The organism is Bacillus sp. 2205SS5-2 (assembly GCF_037024155.1).
Lineage (GTDB): Bacteria > Bacillota > Bacilli > Bacillales > Bacillaceae_K > Bacillus_CI.
The window spans coordinates 155,249-173,838 of sequence record NZ_JAYKTS010000003.1 but is presented as its reverse complement, the minus strand read 5'-3'; the positions used below and the strand labels follow the sequence as shown (position 1 = coordinate 173,838).

Here is an 18,590-nt window from a genome sequence, read left to right as displayed (position 1 = left end):
AGTAGATGAAATAGCCACATTATATACGAAATAACCATGGATATCACTGTTACGTCATGATAGGGGGAGGGATTTAGATGAAAGGAATATAACTAGCTATTATTGGAGCTCTCGTAGGTTGGCTGGTTTTCGGATTCTTCATAGATGAACATAGTCTTGTGTTCTTGTTTGTCTTAGTGATGGGTATTTCTATTGGGTACAGTATAGGGAAAAGAGAGAGGCTGAACATTTAAGTTGCACTACTTAAAAGAGCTTAGGTAGCCCTAAGCTCTTCCTTTGTTTTATTCACTTTCTTTATGACCTCTGAATTAACGATTTGGTCCTATTGACTCACTTAAATTGAGGCTGTTTTCGCAAAGGTTATGGCTTTTCGAATAAAAATATATTCCCTGATTTGTATGACTTCGGGCGCTTTTCCTAATGAAAATTTCTCCATTTCTAGATAAAAAGTAAGAAATCAGTCGAAAAAGCCTTACTGCCTGTTTTTTCTTTGTGCCTAGAGCAACAAAGTATTCTAAAAGAGCCTAAATTAAAGAAATAATAGGAAAAGATGTTCGACATCTTTTCCTATTAAAATGAACCAGTGAACTGTCACCTAGCTACCTGTACCTTAAGCTGCTTTCCCTTGATCGTTGTGTTCTTCATGGTCTTCAATACTGTTGAACCTTTTCCGTTTAAGATTTCGACATACGAAACATTCTCTTGAATCGTAATAATGCCGATATCCTGGGCAGACACTCCGTTAATTTTGGCAATGGTTCCGACAAAGTCAACGGCTCGAATTTTCTTTTTCTTTCCACCATTAAAATAAAGCTTCATAAAATCTTTATTTAACTGAGCACTTTTGTCTATTTTTTGAAGAGGAACTTCTTCCATTTTCACCCGAAATGCTTCTTTTGATTGAGAAATCATTTCTTTTGAAGGTGGATCAATCACTGGAATTGTAAACCCAATGTATTCTTCTATCGCTTGGAGAAATTTTTCCTCATACGGGGTTAATAAAGTAATCGCCTTACCCTCGTTCCCTGCTCGTCCTGTTCTGCCGGTACGATGGACATAGCTTTCTTTTTCCAGAGGAACGTCGTAATTAATCACAAGTGAAATATTATCAATATCAATTCCTCTTGCAGCTACGTCGGTTGCAACTAAATAGCGAAATTCTCCTCGTTTAAACTCTTTCATAACTGCGAAGCGGTCTTCCTGATACATTCCACCATGGAGTTTATCACATGGATAGCCCGCATCATCTAATTCTTCAAACAAAGAATTGACCCGTTCCTGTGTTCGGCAGAAAATCATGCAACTATCGGGGTTCTCCACCATGGTCAAGTTTTTTAAGACCGAAACCTTTTCTTCTTCTACCACTTGAATGAGTGAATGGTGAATTTTCTCAGTCGTAAGGCTTTGGGAGTCAATCTCTATATGTGTGGGATTTGACATATATTTATAACATAGCGCCTCTATATCTTGTGGTAATGTTGCAGAAAACAGCATGGTTACCCTTTCTTTTGGCAACTCATTAATGATTGCTTCTACTTGCTCAATAAAGCCCATATTCAGCATTTCATCTGCTTCGTCAATAATCAGGTATTGGATTTGTTGAACATCTAGCGTTTCCTTTTGAATATGATCGAGAACTCGCCCCGGTGTTCCAACGACAATATGTGTTTTTTGCTTTAGTTCTAACTTTTGGGGTTGAAAAGGTTGCTTTCCGTACACAGCAGTTGCCTTCAGTCGCTTATAACGACCAATATTGGTTAAGTCTTCTTTCACTTGTGCAGCTAATTCCCGTGTGGGTGTCAAAACAAGCGCCTGTGGTTTGTTCTCATTCCAATCGACCATTTCACAAACCGGAATACCAAAAGAAGCCGTTTTTCCGCTACCTGTTTGGGATTTCACAACTAGATCTTGCTTCCTCAAAGCTACTGGAATCACTTCACTCTGAACTTCAGTTGCATATTCGTAATTCAAGCTGGTAAGTGCACGAATAATTTCTTTGCTTAATCTATACTCTTGAAAGTTGTTTCTCATCTCTTTACCTCTTTTATTGGAGTGAAACTCCTTATTATCTTTTACATGATCATCCTTCCACCTTTGAAAGACGATTCTTACCATCATACCACATTTACTTTTATTCCCCAGAACAAACGATGATTCATTGATGCAACCAAAAACTTTCATTAAGCAAAACGATAATAGATGAGCAAAAAGAATGCTAGCGCAAACAGAAAATTCAAGAAAACAAACACCCATTGATCCAATTTTGTACGGTGAATTTTTATAGGAGGATCATAAAAGGAAACTCCTTCAATGATGAAAATGATTAAAATGATATGAATCATAAGATGGCCAATTATTTCTGTAACACCGAACAGCATTGTTGTTGAAATAAAAATCAAGGTTAACACGAAGGCCAGTAACCGATTTAAAATTCCTACAATGAGCAAATACCCGACGACAAACTCAATAAACGCAGCAAGCACGACAAACGTAACCGGTTCAAATCCAAAGGTAGGAACACCATGATTATAAATAATATCTACACTCATCGATGGAAAAACCCACTTCTCAACGGCAACCCAACACAAAGACAATCCTGTTCCTAAATATAGAAACGGAAAGCCCCAATTTTCAAGCTTTGTTTTCCCAATCAACAACACTGCAATAATCGCTAAATAAAACCCATAATCAAGCATATGAAACAAACCTGTTTCACTTAGTTGGAAAATGAAGAGACCCAAAAGAACAAGAGCTCCTGCTTTTGTCGCATAATGAATCGGAATCAGCAACAGAAAGATTGCTACCCACAAGGCCACTCTTATGCTTTGCTGATGAATGATGAATTCTGGAGCAAAAATTGAGCCTGATAATACTTGTACGACTAACGCAAAAGCCGTTCCATATTTTAAAATATATCTGGAAGACATTCGGTAACGATCAAAAAAAACATCTACTTTTTGAATGAGGGGGACCCGATCCAGTAAAGGGAGTAATTGAGTCAATGCAGCTAATAAAACGGCGACTAAAAGAGCGATCCCCATAAATAAAGGGGATAAAATCCTTTCAATACTTTCCTTCACTGGTGCAGCCTCGGTAAACCATTTTACATGAGCCTCCGCAAATAATGGGGTTAGTCCGATAATAGCTACCCCTATTAGAAAGAGTAGCCACTTTGAACGAGAAAACATCTGCATACGTTCCTCCTATAGAAAAAATCATTGTCTCAATAGGTTTTTCTTAAAAAGAAGAATTATGCAAAATGCTCGCTTTGATTAATCTGTCATCCGTTTCGATTGGATTCCCTCTTCCATCCCGATTGCTTGTAATAAGGTAAGCGCTCTTCCCGTCCAGTCTTACAGCACGAACCCTTCCCACCTTATCAACAATGGTAGAAATCGTTTTCGTTTCTACGTCAACGACCATCACTTTTTCTCCTCTTAATGCTGCTACGTAAAGTTTTCCATTGGCTATATCCATCCCGCTAGGCGCCCAAGTTATGTTACCAGAATGCATAAAAGGTGAATCCATACCACTCTTCTTTTCATCACCCTGAATTATGGGCCAACCATAGTTGTGACCAGGCTGGATTATATTAATTTCATCATGAGCATTTTGTCCATGCTCGGAACTGTACAGCACGCTTCCAGTATCATTCCATGCAAGTCCTTGAGGATTTCGATGTCCGTAAGAATAAACGAGGGAATCTTTAAACGGGTTATCCTCTGGGATCGTGCCATCTTTGTTCATTCTCAAAATCTTGCCTGATAATGAGGTAAGATCTTGAGCATTTTTAGGAACGAGAGCATCTCCAGTTGTGACATATAACTTCCCATCTAGGCCGATGTCTATGCGACCTCCATTATGAAAACGAGCGCCTGGTATTTTTTCTAAAATAACCCTTTTTTCCACCCAAGTGTCAGCTTGAAGCTCTACCTCCACAACTCTATTAAACACCTTTTCGCCTTCACTGTACGTATGATAAAGATACATTGTATGTTCGTCTTCAGCAGTCATACCTAATAGCCCACCCTCACCAAACGGAAAAACCTTCTTTTTTAGCAACAAAGGCATTCTCAATACGTTTCCCTTTTCAATCTTAGCAATCGTTCCACCTCGTTCTGTTATATACAAAACTTGGTCTAACTTTACGGCTTCCCATGGGATGTTAAGTTGAGTGGCTATCACATTAAAATTTTTCTGTTTGTTAGCTGTAGATTCTACGGTTTCTTGTGGCTGATTTGGCTGGCATCCAAGAAGGAGCAACACAATAGTTGTTGTTAACATTCTTTTCATATCTTCCCCCCCTTTTTAGACTCTTTTCCACTGTTGATTTTCATCAATAATAGACGAAAAGATACCCGAAACAAAGTTAAATAATAGATGATAAACTGATACGAAAACGGATGGAAACACGCTATTCTTCCCTCATTTCGTGTTAAAAAAGTTGCGAAAAGATGCCCGAAGTCAATCCCCATCATAATAGGAGGGCTAATTCGAAAAACCGCAACCTTTGCGAAAACAGCCTTATCTAGAAATGAAGAATTTTTCATTCGGAAAAGAGCACGAAGTTATACTAGTCAAGGGAGTCATTCTTATTCGAAAAGTCACAATCTTTGCGAAAACATCCATTAAGAAAGATATCGTCATTCAACGAGTGAAGAATTATGATAAACACCACAAAAGGACCTCCTTAAGTATAGAAATCCCTTGTTAGATTGCTTTTTTTCTATGGTGAAGAAATACTTATTTCGAATGGGGACTGCCAGGTGGGTAGTAATAAGGTGGAATTTTAATCCAACTTCTTTTTCTCATCAACAGTTTAAAACTCGCTCCAAACGTCACTAATTTAGCCTGGTATTGTAAAAATCTAACACCTACATCTGTTCGAGTACTTTCTGCTAAACCCGTTGCACATAGCACAATACATGCGGCAATTTTAGCTGAAACGGCATTCGCAATTTCGTTATCTGTTAATTTGACCCCTAAAGGTACATCATTTGGGTCTGATTTCGGTTTTTCATCGGATGCCACTGGCAAAGGAACACCTTCTTTTTTCAAAAAAACCTGAAATTCCACGATGTCCTTCTTAGAGGTTTTTTCTGCAACATTTAGTGCATGAGTTAATTCTTCATCCGTTGTCATATTTAAGGAAGAAATATAAATCGAGTGTGCTTCTTCAAATATGGTGAGCACTGTCCATAAATTCATCACTTCTCCAACATGCAAAGGGGGCTTTGGTTCTTCATCGACCATTGGTTTAATTGTATCCCATAACGCTTCAAAAGGATTTACCATTTCTTATCACCTCTAAATACAATTATCACCAACCATCCTTCAAAAAAAAAACATATACTTGGCTATTCTACTAAATCAACTTCTTTTTAAAGACTGGAAGTATGCCACATCGAATTCATTTTTAGCAACCCCCGGTGCAATGATTGAAGTCATTCTACCATTCTCTTCTGCCAGATAAAAACAATAACCTATACGAAAAATGGCAATAGAAAAAGCACTTAAAATTTTCTAAGTGCTTTTTACTAGATAGCTTATTCTGCTTCCGGAACAAATGAGCGCTTTCCTAGTTCGTTTTCTAGCATAAAGAACGCATTACTATCTTTATCAATTCTTTTGAGCTTCTGAATTAAGCTATCGAATAATGCCTCTTCTTCAACCTGCTCTTCAATAAACCATTTCAAAAATGTCATTGTTGCATGCTCGCGCTCATCTAAAGCCATGTCGGCCAGATGATAAATTCGGCTCGTTACTTCCTTTTCATGCTTTAATCCTTCTTCAAAGGCACCTAACACTGACGAAAATTCATTATTTGGTGATGAAAACCCATCGAATGTCACACGTTCGCCCATATCATTAATAAAATTATAAAATTTCATCGCATGAAAGCGCTCCTCTTCTGCTTGAATCAAGAAAAAGTTTGCAAACCCATCTAAATTCTCAGCGGAGCAATAGGCAGCCATGGCCATATACGCATGAGCGGAATAAAATTCGTAATTCATTTGATCGTTTAAACCCTGGACTAGTTTTTCACTTAACATCTAAAATCCCTCCTACTATTCATGTATAGTATACCCTAAATATCATGAAGATTGGACTATTTTGCCTTGAGATTAGTCTGTCCCACACATCCCTTTTCATCTAAACATATTCTATTCTAAATATTTGAAAAGGATGGACTACTCATGAACCTCCCTACTATTTTGGCAGGACCCATAGTAAGAAGAGTAACAGCTGTTGACGCCTATATTTGGATTGTCACTAGTGAAAACCTCCAAATCCAAGGAGAACTTTACCTTATGGATCAAAATCCGAATCTTGGCACATACGAACCTTTGTCCATTCATTCTGAAACAGAAACTCAAGTCGTTAGTGAACATCTTTATATTTCTTTAATAAAGCTAACACCTCAAGGTCAACCATTTCCAGAAGGAGTCCTACTCGGCTACAATTTATTTTTCATCTCAAATCACAATACCCTTGACTTAGGTGATTTCGGCTATTTATCAGAGAAGCATCCATACTCACTTGTATATCAAAACATGCCATATCCAACATTTTCAGTCCCTTCAGCTAGTTCGCCAGCCACCATTATGTATGGATCCTGTAGAAAACCACATGGAAAAGGGCCAGATGCCTTAAGAATTGCCGCCGAAAAAGTGAACTCGCCAACCGAACACCCAGACTGTCTATTTTTAATGGGCGATCAAATATACACGGATGATGTTGCTGATTCCTTATTTTCCTTAATCCAAATCGTTCAGTCCGCTCTTATGGAAAAAAAAAGCTGAAAACCTGGTCCACATTGAGCCACGGCTGAACTCAAAACCAATCGATCAAATTAGAAGTCGTTCCGTTACCGCACATCAGCTCTGCTTTTTCACATCAACTAAAGCTGAGAATCACTTACTTCGTTTGAGCGAGTACCTCTGTATGTATTTATTATGCTGGTGACCCGAACTATGGGATTGGGCCGTAAAATCAACGTCCTGGATTTACGAGTCACAAAATCCCTCCTTATCCTTCTTCCAAAAGTTGAGGAGAAAAAGATCCTTAAAGCAGCAAGACCTTCATCTAAAATCCTTCTACACCTCACTACCTGCTGTTCGTCGATTCCTTGCCAATGTTCCAACCTATATGATTTTCGATGACCATGATGTTACAGATGATTGGAATTTATCTGCTAATTGGAAACGGAAAGTATGGAATGCTCCACTAGGAAGACAGGTCGTCGCAATTGGTTTAACCGCCTATTGGCTTGTTCAAGGATGGGGAAATGTCCCCTCTTCTTTTTCACCTGAGTTCAAGGAAGTTATTCAGGCTTATGTAAGTTCACCTTTTCTTTCAAGGTCTCTACAACAAAAATTGGGAACGATGATGTGGCATGAGACATCTTGGCATTTTATTACTCCAACCTATCCTTCAACACTCTTTATCGATACGCGTACGAAGCGTGCCTATCAAGAGCCAGCAAAGAAAGCATTAAGTCCAAGCTTAGTTTCTGAAGCTGAGTGGTCGCACCTTGAGCATTCTCTATTTTCAACAGGATGGAAAAAACAGGATCCACTTCTCTTGGTTTCCCCTACCCCTCTATATGGAATTGGATTAGTTGAAAGCTTCTTGAATAAAATGGTGAGATTGCTGTATTCCCTTGGCCTCCCTATTCAAGCTGCAGTGGACTATGAGATGTGGAAATATAACGGGTGCCGCTTTAGTCTATTTCTCGAAAAACTCGTTCAATGGCAGCCCCAATCATGCCTTATTCTATCTGGAGATGTCCATACCTCTTCAGTAGTAAGGGCGACTATATTCTGGCACACTGGGTGGAAAATAAAGATTCATCAGTTTACGAGTAGTCCCCTTCGGAATCGTAGCTTCTCTGGAATTAAAGGCTATCTATTTAAACAATTCCTTCGACTCAATATCTGGAAACGTAGAAGGAAAGTCATTCAGCGAATCTGCACAAGAACCTTTGCCATCAAAAAAACGACACAACTGCACCAACCTTATGGCGGGAAGAAATTATCTACGGATAAGACGCAAATAATTATCTACTTCTTACCAAAAATAGCATAGGACTCCTTCGTTGGTCGAACAATCGCTGGCACCCCTTTTGGCTAATAATCAACGAGAATGAAAACGAGTTTCTTCCCATTCAATCGATCACAACTAGCTCTAGGGAAAAATCAGAACGGGGCATCTAAGTCCCGCTCTACACTAGAACATCGACAAGGTTATGACTATAATAGAAGCATAACTAAATAGGAGTTGAATTCATTATGAAAGAAGAAATCATCCAACGCTTTTCCTCATATGTAAAAGTAGATACACAATCAGATGAAAACAATGAACACTGTCCTTCTACAAAAGGCCAGCTAACCCTTGGAAATATGCTTGTTGAAGAATTAAATTCGATCGGTATGCAAGAGGTTACAATGGATGACAATGGTTATGTGATGGCAACCTTGCCATCGAATTCAGAAAAGACCTTGCCTACGATTGGTTTTCTAGCCCATCTTGATACGGCTACTGACTTTACCGGTCACAAGGTTAACCCGCAAATCGTCGAAAACTATAACGGACAAGACATACTCTTAAACAAAGAACTACATATTGTATTATCGCAAGAGGACTTCCCGTCACTAGCAAACTATATGGGTCAAACCTTAATCACAACTGACGGAACGACATTGCTTGGTGCTGATAACAAAGCAGGCATCACTGAAATTATGACCGCGATGGAATACCTCATTCAGCATCCTGAAGTCAAGCACGGAACCATCAGAGTCGCCTTCACACCGGATGAGGAAATTGGCAGAGGTCCCCATAAATTCGACGTAGACCAATTTAACGCAGACTATGCCTACACTATTGATGGCGGTCCACTTGGCGAGCTTCAGTATGAAAGTTTTAACGCTGCTTCCGCTAAGCTAACAATTAAAGGGCGAAATGTCCATCCTGGTTCGGCAAAAAATAAAATGATGAACTCAACTAAAATTGGCATGGAGTTTCATTCACTGTTACCAATAGAAGAAGCACCAGAGCACACATCGGGCTATGAAGGCTTCTATCATCTCTCATCCTTTGAAGGTGATGTCGAAGAAACAAAACTAGACTATATCATTCGAGATCATAATAAAGAGTTGTTCCACTCCAGAAAAGCGAAAATGGTGGAGATCACTCAAGAGTTAAACGCACAATACGGAAAAGAAACGATACAATTGGAACTAAACGACCAGTATTACAATATGAAAGAAAAAATCGAACCCGTTAAAGAAATCGTCGATGTCGCCTATCAAGCCATGAAAAACCTAAATATTGAACCTATTGTCGAACCCATTCGCGGAGGCACCGATGGTTCCCAACTATCGTATATGGGGCTGCCTACTCCTAATATCTTCACAGGTGGAGAAAACTTTCATGGTAGATACGAATTTGTATCCGTTAACCATATGATTGAAGCCGTAAAGGTCATCGTAGAAATTGCACGATTAACCGAAGCAACAAAATAAAAGGCTGTTTTCGCAAAGTTTGTGGCTTTTCGAACCAGTCTATAAACGGGGAAGCTTTGTTTCGGGCATCATTTCGTCTATTTTTTATGGAATTCATCGTGAAATAGACGATTTAATCAAAAATCAGATGAAATAGCCACAATGTATACAAAAAGAGCCAATAAAAAAACCCCATCTGATTTAGCAATCAGATGGGGTTTTTTATTCTCAAAATGGCCACTCGGTTACTCTCCTCTTCTTTTCTTAACTTCCTCTACACCACCGGTACCACCATCAACTCATCCTCAAGATGTAAATTATAGTAAAAGTGAGAATTTTATACAATCATTAATCTTTATAGATTATACTGTTCATGCGAATAGATTTTGAATAATCAAACTTTTAAAAGGAGGCCAATTATGAAATTTTTAAGATTCATCGTAAACAGAAAAATTCTTGTAGGTTTACTAGTTTCATTTGTATTAGCATTAGGAGGATACGCAATTTTCCAACTAGACAAAGAATTATTCCCTCCACTTGATTTTGATGGTGCCTATGTTTCAGTAACGGCCGGAGAAATGCCTGCTATTGAAGTCGAACGAAACATTACCACGCCTCTAGAACAGCAAATTCTTAGTATGAATGGAGTGGAGGATGTTAACTCCACTTCTTCAATCGGGAGAAGCTCTCTTAATGTCACCTTTGAACGTGGAAAAGGGGAAGAGCTTTCTAAAGAAGTCGAAAGAATTGCCAACACTGCCTTAAATACGCCTGGTGTTCAGGACGTTTTCTCCGATCAATACAGCACAACGCAAAGCTACGAATTTTATATGGATTTATCAGATGGGGACATGGCGGAAATGACTACCTTTGCAAAAGGAACCCTTAAACCTAGACTAGAAGCACTCCCTGAGGTTGGAGATGTCATGTTATCGGGGATACAAGAACAAGAACTTGCGATTGAATTCGATCGTGATAAGGTAATTCAGAAAGGAGTAAGCTTACAACAAGCCATCTCTGCTATCACAGAAGCGAATACCGCTGCCACTCTTGGTAAGTTAAGCGGGGAAGATAATACACCGACCCTTCGTTGGAATACCACTTTAGAAAATGTCGAAAATATTAAGGCTGTCAAAATCCCTACACCTACTGGCTATCTCGCAATTGAAGACATTGCCACCGTTTCTTTACAACCTTTAGAAAACTCATCATTTGTTTGGAAAAACGGATCAAAGGATCTTATTTTTATACAAGTAGGACGCGGTTCTAATTATACCCAGATTGACATGGCCAATGCCGTTAGAGCTGAACTACAATCGATTCGTGATGAAAACTTAATCACAGGATTTGAAATGAATGAAATGGTTGCACTGGCCGATTATGTTCAGGAATCATTGGATGGGGTTACGAATAATATCATCATCGGTGGTGTGATCGCCATTGTGATTTTGATGCTTTTCTTACGAAACTTACGTGCAACCTTGATCATTGGTTTATCAATCCCTACCTCCATTTTGCTAACATTTTTGACAATGTGGCTATTAAATTACAGTTTTAATATCCTAACTTTAGTGGGTCTTGGTTTAGGGGTTGGGATGATGGTTGATTCCTCCATTGTTATCCTAGAATCCATTTATCATAAAAAAGAGCAAGGCTTCTCTAAACTTGAAGCCGTCATTAAAGGAACAAAAGAAGTTGCATCTGCCGTGTTTGCGTCAATGCTTACCACTATTGTTGTATTTGTTCCCATCGGGTTACTTGGAGGCGAAATGGGCCGTTTTATGATTATGCTATCAGTTGTAGTAGCCATCACGCTGACTAGTTCAGTAATTGTATCCTTTACACTAATCCCATCACTTTCAGAGAATTTCTTAAAGCTTCGTAAAAAAACAGTTAATAGAAAAGAAAGTAATTTCACTACAGGCTACAGCAAAATGATCTCATGGGTCGTTAAGAAAAAACGCTCCAGTTTTGCGGTAGTCACCCTATTCTTTCTGTTTTTTGTAGGATCATTATTACTTATAACGAAAATACCGATGACGATTATGCCCGATATGTTTAATCGTTACGCAGAAATTGCCGTAAGTGTTGAAACAGGGGTATCCGTAGCGGACAAAGAAAAAATAATAACAGAAATGACAGAATCACTCTCAAAAGTGGAAGATGTTGATACGGCCTACATCATGGATGAAGGTAGTATGTTATATACGATTATCAATATGACCAAAGGTGAAGATATCACAAAAGAACAACAGGAAGTAAATGAAGATATTTTTCGTTCTTTACGTGCACTAGAAGATACGACCCCAATTGAAAGTGTTGCCAGTGCCATGACTGGTGGAGGTGGTTCCCCAGTCCAAGTCACAATCCAGGGAGAAAAGTTTGCAGATCTTCAAACCTTAGCCGCAGACTTTCAATCCGAATTAGAAGCGATCACTGGAATCGTAGGAGTGACGACATCAATTGAACGAACATCGATTGAAGAAGTTATTACGTTAAAAGAAGGCCCCATCCAAGAAGCTGGTTTAACCTCCACACAAATCAAACAATTCATCGAACAAGCATTTATCGACATGCCTGTTGGTTCCATTTCAATAGAAAACGAGACCACACCAATAAAAGTACGCTGGAAAGAAAAAACAGATGAAACTTCAGAAGTACTGAATTTAATGATCCCTACCTTAAATGGAGAAAAACTACTTTCTAGCTTTATTGAATTATCAAGTATCGACACACCGAATGAAATTTCACATAAAAATGGTGAACGCTTTATCTCCATCTCTGCTGACATTGAAGATACGGATCTTGGAACTGTGAATCGTAAGGTCCAAAATCTCATTTCCGACTTTGAAACGCCTAGTGGTTACAGCATATCAGTCGCAGGTGACTTGGAGGCTCAACAAGAATTGATCATGGAGATGTTGATGATTTTAGCAATTTCTATCTTCTTGGTGTATCTCGTGATGGCGGTACAATTCAATCATCTTATCCATCCGGTTGTGGTAATGTCGGTGATTCCAATGACGATTGTCGGCGTTATTCTTGGACTCTTTATCACACAACGTGAGCTTAGTGTCATGTCAGGGATGGGCGTAATCATGTTGATTGGAATTGTACTGAACAATGCTATTCTGTTAATTGACCGTACAAACCAACTAAGAAATCAAGGTCTCTCTGTTCAAGATGCACTTGTCGGAGCAGGAAAGGATCGTATTCGTCCTATTTTCATGACGACCTTCACCACAGCAGGTGGTATGGTTCCATTAGCCTTAGCATCAGGGTCCTCCGGTAACTACCAAGCACCGATGGCAACCGTCATTATTTCTGGACTTTTATTTGCCACTTTTATCACCTTGTTGCTCGTTCCTGCTGTTTATCGATTATTTTCAAGCTTAGGTGTTGGGATCAGCCAAGTAGGGCGGAGTAAAAAGAAGGAAAAAAACAGTGAATCTTCAACTCCTAGCGTTCCAGAGGTAATCTAAAGTATAGAGACAAAAACACGTTCATAACTTTGAGCGTGTTTTTGTCTCTCGGTTATTTCTTTAACTTGTGTAACAGTAAAGTAAGCATTTGGATTAGATTCCGTGTAGTGCGCCCTTCTTTCTATTACTTTCCGGATTAGCTAGCCTATTTACGTAAGCATTCTTTAGTAATCATAGTTAAAATGATTAGTAAGCTGTCCGGTTTCATCTTTTACCTACGTTGTTACTTGAACAGTCAAATCGCCACTAGCCATATTTTATGTACCTGCTTATTCAAAAATGAAATAGGTTTTTCGATGCTTCTAGCAACAATAAATGCAACAATCAGTCCGATGATAACCGCTATGGTAGCAATCATTAAAATCATATTTCTTAGTTTTTGTGCACTAGACAATAATTCGTTGGTTTCATATACCACCCCAATTTTCCAGCCTGTCGTAAAGCCACAATCTTTACGACAGGCTGTTTTCGCAAAGATTGTGGCTTTTCGAATTAGTTCTCAATTCGTGATGAAGATTGACTTCGGGCATCTTTTCGCATCATTTTTAACACGGAATGAGGAATGAAATTAGTGTTTCCATCCTTTTTGTATGCTACATCAACAAAGTATGCGAAAAGAGCCTTACGAAAACAGCCTTTCAAAAAAATAAAAAAGCTGGAGAAGCGCTCCCTAAGCGATTTCCAGCTTCTTATACAAAATTCTTTAGGCTAAAGTGACATGAATCTCTGCAACTTCACCATTTCTTATCGAAAGAGCTTCCTTCTCCTCCAGATTATCCGCTAGTAGCGTTTGCATCCTCGCGTCCTTGAAGAGTAATTCATAAGAACGTACCTCTACTTTGCTATCACCGAAGGTACTTAATTTTTTCGGATTATGATACGTAACCTTTGTTTGCCCAAAGAGTTGGAAGGACAATTCACCATTTTTCTTAAACAACCAATCAGGTAAATTTGGAGCTAGAGTAAACGTCAGCTTTCCTTTATACATTTGGAATGGGCTTGATCCAATCATCATCGTTTTCCACATGCTTAAAAACTCTGCCGTTGAGCCACTCAAGCGGGCAACAAAACCTCGACCATGCGTATTTGCATCCGGATTCACAGAACTGGCAATGAAAGAGGAGTTTTCTAACGTACTTCTTCCATAGATTTTTGGATCTAAAAATGGAATTAGCGAGGTCTGAAGCTCGTTAAAATACTCTTCATATAAACCTGATTTTAATAGCTCAAGTAAGTATTTGTACGACATATGCAAGAACACAGATTCACGCTCTAACCAGCCAGGAGTGAATGCTTTAATTCGACCAATTTCATGAGGCTCATCGTTTAGGCTGACAGATGTTTTGTACATCTTAATGTCAGCATCGAATAAGTCCGTCTCTTTTACTTTTCGATAGATCTCTCTTGCTTTTTCAGTAGTTTCATTGGCTTTTAGAGCGCGAGCTGGACCTTCTAAGAAGTAAGGTAACGGTCTCGGTTTAGAAAACTTCTTCACGTTCACTTTCGGAAGGCCGTAAGAACTCATGACTTCGTTTCCGTTCGCATCCATCACCACTTCGAACTCTTCCGCTTCAAAGATTACATACGTCGGATATAATCCCTCTCCAAGTACTTCTGCTTTTGCAATACCTACTTGAATTTTCCGTAAAAACCCTTGATAGATATGCTCTAATTCACTAAGCATAAGTGTTGATTCTGATCCATCGATTCCAAAACGAATACTAGAGCGATAGGCTTCTCGTAAAGTAGACACCTGATCCCAATAATCAAAATCAGTTAACTCGCCATTTAATTGAGCCTCTACTAGAGGATAAATTTTTCTTAATAAGGTAGCCATCTCAGTCGGTAAGGTACACTCTCGATTTTGATAGGAAGAAATCGCTGTTAAAATAAATCCAACCAATCGCTTCAATTCAAACGTCTCACCGACCCCTGAACCTACTAATCCTGGCAAACCATTCAAGGCATCATTCCATCCTGGTTTGTTTGCCTCCATTTCGACACCAATACCCGATGGATCCAGAGTGGAAAACTTCATCAAGGAAAGCGAGACTAACTTAACCAAGAGATTCGTACGATAAATGTCTCCCTCACCGCTCTTTGTTTTAAGCCAATTCGTATCATTGATCTTGATTCCTAACGTAGCCATCTTCTCGTCGTCTTCCATCACAGAACCGTATTGTCTTACCTTTCCTTCTGCGAGTACATATTTTTCTTCTCTCGGCAGTACGTAGGCAGGACTATCGAAGAAGGTATACTCCTTATCCTCAAATAAAAATTCTTCTTGCCTATCAGGATAAATATCGAGGTAACTTTCCACCAAATCTAAATTATAGGTCCAGTGATCAATCCAGAATCCTTCCCCGAATCCTGCTTCAATATTTTGTTGAGAAAGCTTCAATACCTCAGTTAAAAAGCGATTTCCCTCTAACAACTGTTCGTTTGCCTCATTCGTAAGCAACTGAATTACTTGACCTGGTGTGAATTTCCCCTGCAGCAACTTGGTCATTTCCACTTGACGGGCCGGAATATTATTTTGAATTAGTTCCTTTACCTTATTTTGAAGAGCTTGTTTTATTTCAAACGAACATCCCTTTACGGATAGAGGATTATATCCGTCTGCTTGAATCAAACTCATGAACATTTTGGCATTAAAACTTCCGACTTTTGGGTTAAAGTAAATATCATTTCTTCGATTCTGATTGGCATCTCGGAAATTCCCATTCCCCTGTGAATAATATTCTGGAGCAATGCTGAAGAAGTTATAGTCTCGCTCTAAATCTCCATGTTTTCTTGAGAAAAGATGATACACGAACCCTTCGTCCCCGTTCTCTAACACTTGAGGATAGCCTCCGCGTAGTAAATTATCTAAATAGTTTTGACGACAATATTCATCAAAAATTTCCGAGCCTGAGTTCGTCTCAATCGGGTTCGTCAGCTCTGAAATCATCGTAAAAGCAAGTTGCTGCTTTTGTTCGATAAACTTCAGACTCACAATCTCCTCCGTTTGTTGATGAATACGCTCTATATCATCGACATGACCAATAATCGTACATATCGTCATGGTCTCTTCTGTACCTAATACTCGTTTCACAGGCGTAAATCCACATGGTACTTTATTCGCGGTCACTTGTTGCGATTTCATGATTTCTTCTATTGATATACTGTTAAATCTTTCTGGATACTGAAGTGAGGTATCACGGCCAAAGATAAGCTCTGCATCAACAATAGGTGAAATAAGCTGCTCGTCATTAGAAAACGATAAATAGAAATGACCGCTCTTGATTTCACTTACCTCTGCTTCGTCTCCCATACTCGCTCTTACCCGGTAGTAAGGGATTTGATTTTCAACGTTATATACTTCCATCCAGCTTCGTAAAAGATTTCCTAATTCCTTGAACGCTTCATTCGTTACACCGTTTGGAAGAATTTCTGGTAGTCCATCCATCACTTCCATTTCGACTGGCTCTCCAGCTAAATTCGTAATGTCGACTTTTCGGACCAATCCAGCAAAATTTGCTTCTGGCATGTGAAAATATTGAATACTTACCTTTAGTCCCATTTCTTGATTGATTTCTTCAATACTCAACTGATTCGCTTCAATAAACATTTTGCGTTGAATATGCTTGCGGTTTCGCGTAGGGCAAAATGCTTCATAAACCGTGTCTTGATGTTTCATTTTGATAAACGTTCTAAAACCACTCGTCGCAACCGTTTTATATGCAATACTAGCCGGTGAAAATTCCATAATCGGTGTATGCTTATCTCTTACCCCAAAACTAGTGATTCCTTGGCCACGATTAACATAAAATGTCCACATTGGAATCCCATTTACACCAGCAATCCCTGGTAAAAAGCTAGAAAATGTATTCGCTTTATCAAAGTCTTGTATTTCAAATCTTTTTTTCTGATCAAAAGAATAATTTCCCATTGTCATGAACTTTTTCCACCTAACGTTTTTTATTCAAGCTCTTTTCGCATTTTTTGTTACACTTTTATTCTCTACTCCTTAATGAAAGTTGAATGAATAGTTTATTGAGATGGGAAAATAACGAAGAAACAGTCCCTTATTAGGGGGATCCTCCTCTATCCAAAAAACAACAAAATATTTAAAAACAACTCGGACTCATCGCATATCTACCATTCATACAAAAAACGGACCTGAGAGAGTTCTCGATCCGCCCCTTGTATTTTCTTGAAAAAGAACTTATTTAGTGAAAATAAAAGTCGCGATTGAATGCGGAGGTAAATCCGTTTCACATACATCTTCCATATATCCCATCGTAAAAGCAGTTGCTTGGTCACTTTCGTTCATCGCTACGACGACAACTGATCCATCTTCATTTAAGAATCCTGTTGTCTGTATGCACTCACTACTATTTTCAATTTTCACCCGTACCGCACCCGGTCGAATATATTTGCTGAAGTGGCCGATATAATAAAAGGAACTATTATAGTGTAATTCCTTTGTTTTCGTATCGGCAATAATTGGGGCATCACATAGGTTGCCGACATGATTCGGACCGCCTTCTTCATTTAGAACCAAGTTCCAATCCAAGTAACCCTCTACCCAATTATTGAGATCACCGATCATATTTCGACCATAACGTTCCCCTGTAAACCACTCGCCTAGCTTTACACCACCTTCTTGACAGCCCTCGGTAAATAATAAGTGTTTATCCGGGAAGCGATGATGAACTTCGCCTACATTCTCGAATTCTTCACTCACATACCAGTGTAGACCTGTTCCCCAAACATATTTCGCTGCCTCTGGGTCCTCTAGAACGGTAGAAGCTCGCTCAACAATCAAGTCGCGGTTATGGTCCCAAATAATGATATTTACATCCGATAAGTCCGCTTCGTGCATAATCGGCCCTAAATGATTTTTCACAAAATCACGTTCTTCTTCGGCGGTATAAATACACGAATCCCACACTTGAACGGCTGCTGGTTCGTTTTGGACCGAAATCCCCCAAATGTCGAGGTCTTCCTTCTGGTAGGCTTTAATAAATTCCGTATAATAAGAAGCCCATGTATCTCTGAACTCTGGAAGCAGTTTTCCACCATTATTCATTTCCTGGTTCGACTTCATCCAAGCAGGAGGGCTCCAAGGAGAAGCTAATAACGGAATACTTCCCCCTTTTGCCTTCATTGCATCCTTAATCATTGGAATCACCCATTGATGGTCTCTTGCAATATCAAACGTAGCTAGTTCTTGATCATTCTCTTCCACGTACGTGTAATTTTCTAGAGCAAAATCACAGCTATGAATATGAACTCGACCTATGTTGTACCCTAAACCTTTCTTTTCGTCAAAATAGCTCTCAATCGCTTCTTGGCGTTTTTCTTTAGGCATTTGGGCAAGTGTATATGCTGCAGCCTCTGTGAAGGCACCTCCAAATCCAACCATCGTTTGATAGGTTTCATCTAGAGATACGACAATATCTACTGGATTTCTTTGTTTGTTTTCTGAAAAAACTAGATGCTCTTTCTCTGTTAAGCGATCTTCAGTATCTTTTGCTGTAAGAATCATGGTTATTTTTGACATAGTCTATACACATCCTATTATCATTCTCATCTCAAAGCTACGGTTTTTCTAAATCGG

12 protein-coding genes are annotated in these 18,590 nt (G+C 39.1%); 4 read left to right on the top strand and 8 right to left on the bottom strand.

Annotated elements, in window-relative coordinates; translation table 11 throughout:
* Nucleotides 1-591: 591 nt before the first annotated feature.
* From U8D43_RS03270 to U8D43_RS03250, 5 genes are all read right to left on the bottom strand, one after another.
* Nucleotides 592-2,031 carry a DEAD/DEAH box helicase gene (locus U8D43_RS03270; protein WP_335869544.1) on the bottom strand — a complete coding sequence of 480 codons (1,440 nt, stop codon included), beginning with the start codon at nt 2,029-2,031 and terminating at the stop codon, nt 592-594.
* Nucleotides 2,032-2,180: 149 nt separating this feature from the next.
* Nucleotides 2,181-3,188, bottom strand: a complete 1,008-nt coding sequence (locus U8D43_RS03265) for a DoxX family membrane protein (protein WP_335869543.1) — start codon at nt 3,186-3,188, stop codon at nt 2,181-2,183.
* Between the two features lie 49 nt (nt 3,189-3,237).
* Complete coding sequence (locus U8D43_RS03260; RefSeq protein ID WP_335869542.1) at nt 3,238-4,293, bottom strand: PQQ-dependent sugar dehydrogenase; 1,056 nt, start codon at nt 4,291-4,293, stop codon at nt 3,238-3,240.
* A 450-nt stretch (nt 4,294-4,743) separates the two neighbouring features.
* Nucleotides 4,744-5,295 carry a DUF3231 family protein gene (locus U8D43_RS03255; RefSeq protein ID WP_335869541.1) on the bottom strand — a complete coding sequence of 184 codons (552 nt, stop codon included), beginning with the start codon at nt 5,293-5,295 and terminating at the stop codon, nt 4,744-4,746.
* Between the two features lie 251 nt (nt 5,296-5,546).
* Nucleotides 5,547-6,053 (bottom strand): ferritin, encoded by a 507-nt coding sequence (locus U8D43_RS03250; protein ID WP_335869540.1) that lies wholly within the window; start codon nt 6,051-6,053, stop codon nt 5,547-5,549.
* 144 nt (nt 6,054-6,197) lie between these two features.
* Here U8D43_RS03250 and U8D43_RS03245 point away from each other — a divergent pair, with 144 nt between their 5' ends.
* From U8D43_RS03245 to U8D43_RS03230, 4 genes are all read left to right on the top strand, one after another.
* Nucleotides 6,198-6,803: a hypothetical protein gene (locus tag U8D43_RS03245; RefSeq protein ID WP_335869539.1), complete on the top strand. Its 606-nt coding sequence runs from the start codon at nt 6,198-6,200 to the stop codon at nt 6,801-6,803.
* Between the two features lie 244 nt (nt 6,804-7,047).
* Nucleotides 7,048-8,088: a metallophosphoesterase family protein gene (locus U8D43_RS03240; RefSeq protein WP_335869538.1), complete on the top strand. Its 1,041-nt coding sequence runs from the start codon at nt 7,048-7,050 to the stop codon at nt 8,086-8,088.
* A 203-nt stretch (nt 8,089-8,291) separates the two neighbouring features.
* The gene (pepT, locus tag U8D43_RS03235) at nt 8,292-9,524 is read left to right on the top strand and encodes a peptidase T (RefSeq protein ID WP_335869537.1); all 1,233 of its coding nucleotides are present in this window, start codon (nt 8,292-8,294) and stop codon (nt 9,522-9,524) included.
* Between the two features lie 398 nt (nt 9,525-9,922).
* Nucleotides 9,923-12,985: an efflux RND transporter permease subunit gene (locus U8D43_RS03230; protein WP_335869536.1), complete on the top strand. Its 3,063-nt coding sequence runs from the start codon at nt 9,923-9,925 to the stop codon at nt 12,983-12,985.
* A 235-nt stretch (nt 12,986-13,220) separates the two neighbouring features.
* On the opposite strand, the gene U8D43_RS03225 is transcribed toward U8D43_RS03230, so the two are convergent.
* The 3 genes from U8D43_RS03225 to U8D43_RS03215 form a co-directional block, all read right to left on the bottom strand.
* Entirely contained in the window at nt 13,221-13,403 is a 183-nt protein-coding gene (locus tag U8D43_RS03225; RefSeq protein ID WP_335869535.1) for a hypothetical protein, read from the bottom strand.
* A gap of 285 nt (nt 13,404-13,688) precedes the next feature.
* Complete coding sequence (locus tag U8D43_RS03220) at nt 13,689-16,922, bottom strand: cellobiose phosphorylase (RefSeq protein ID WP_335869534.1); 3,234 nt, start codon at nt 16,920-16,922, stop codon at nt 13,689-13,691.
* A gap of 270 nt (nt 16,923-17,192) precedes the next feature.
* A complete protein-coding gene (locus U8D43_RS03215) occupies nt 17,193-18,533 on the bottom strand; it encodes a glycoside hydrolase family 30 protein (RefSeq protein WP_335869532.1) in 1,341 nt (446 codons plus the stop codon).
* Nucleotides 18,534-18,590: the final 57 nt, after the last annotated feature.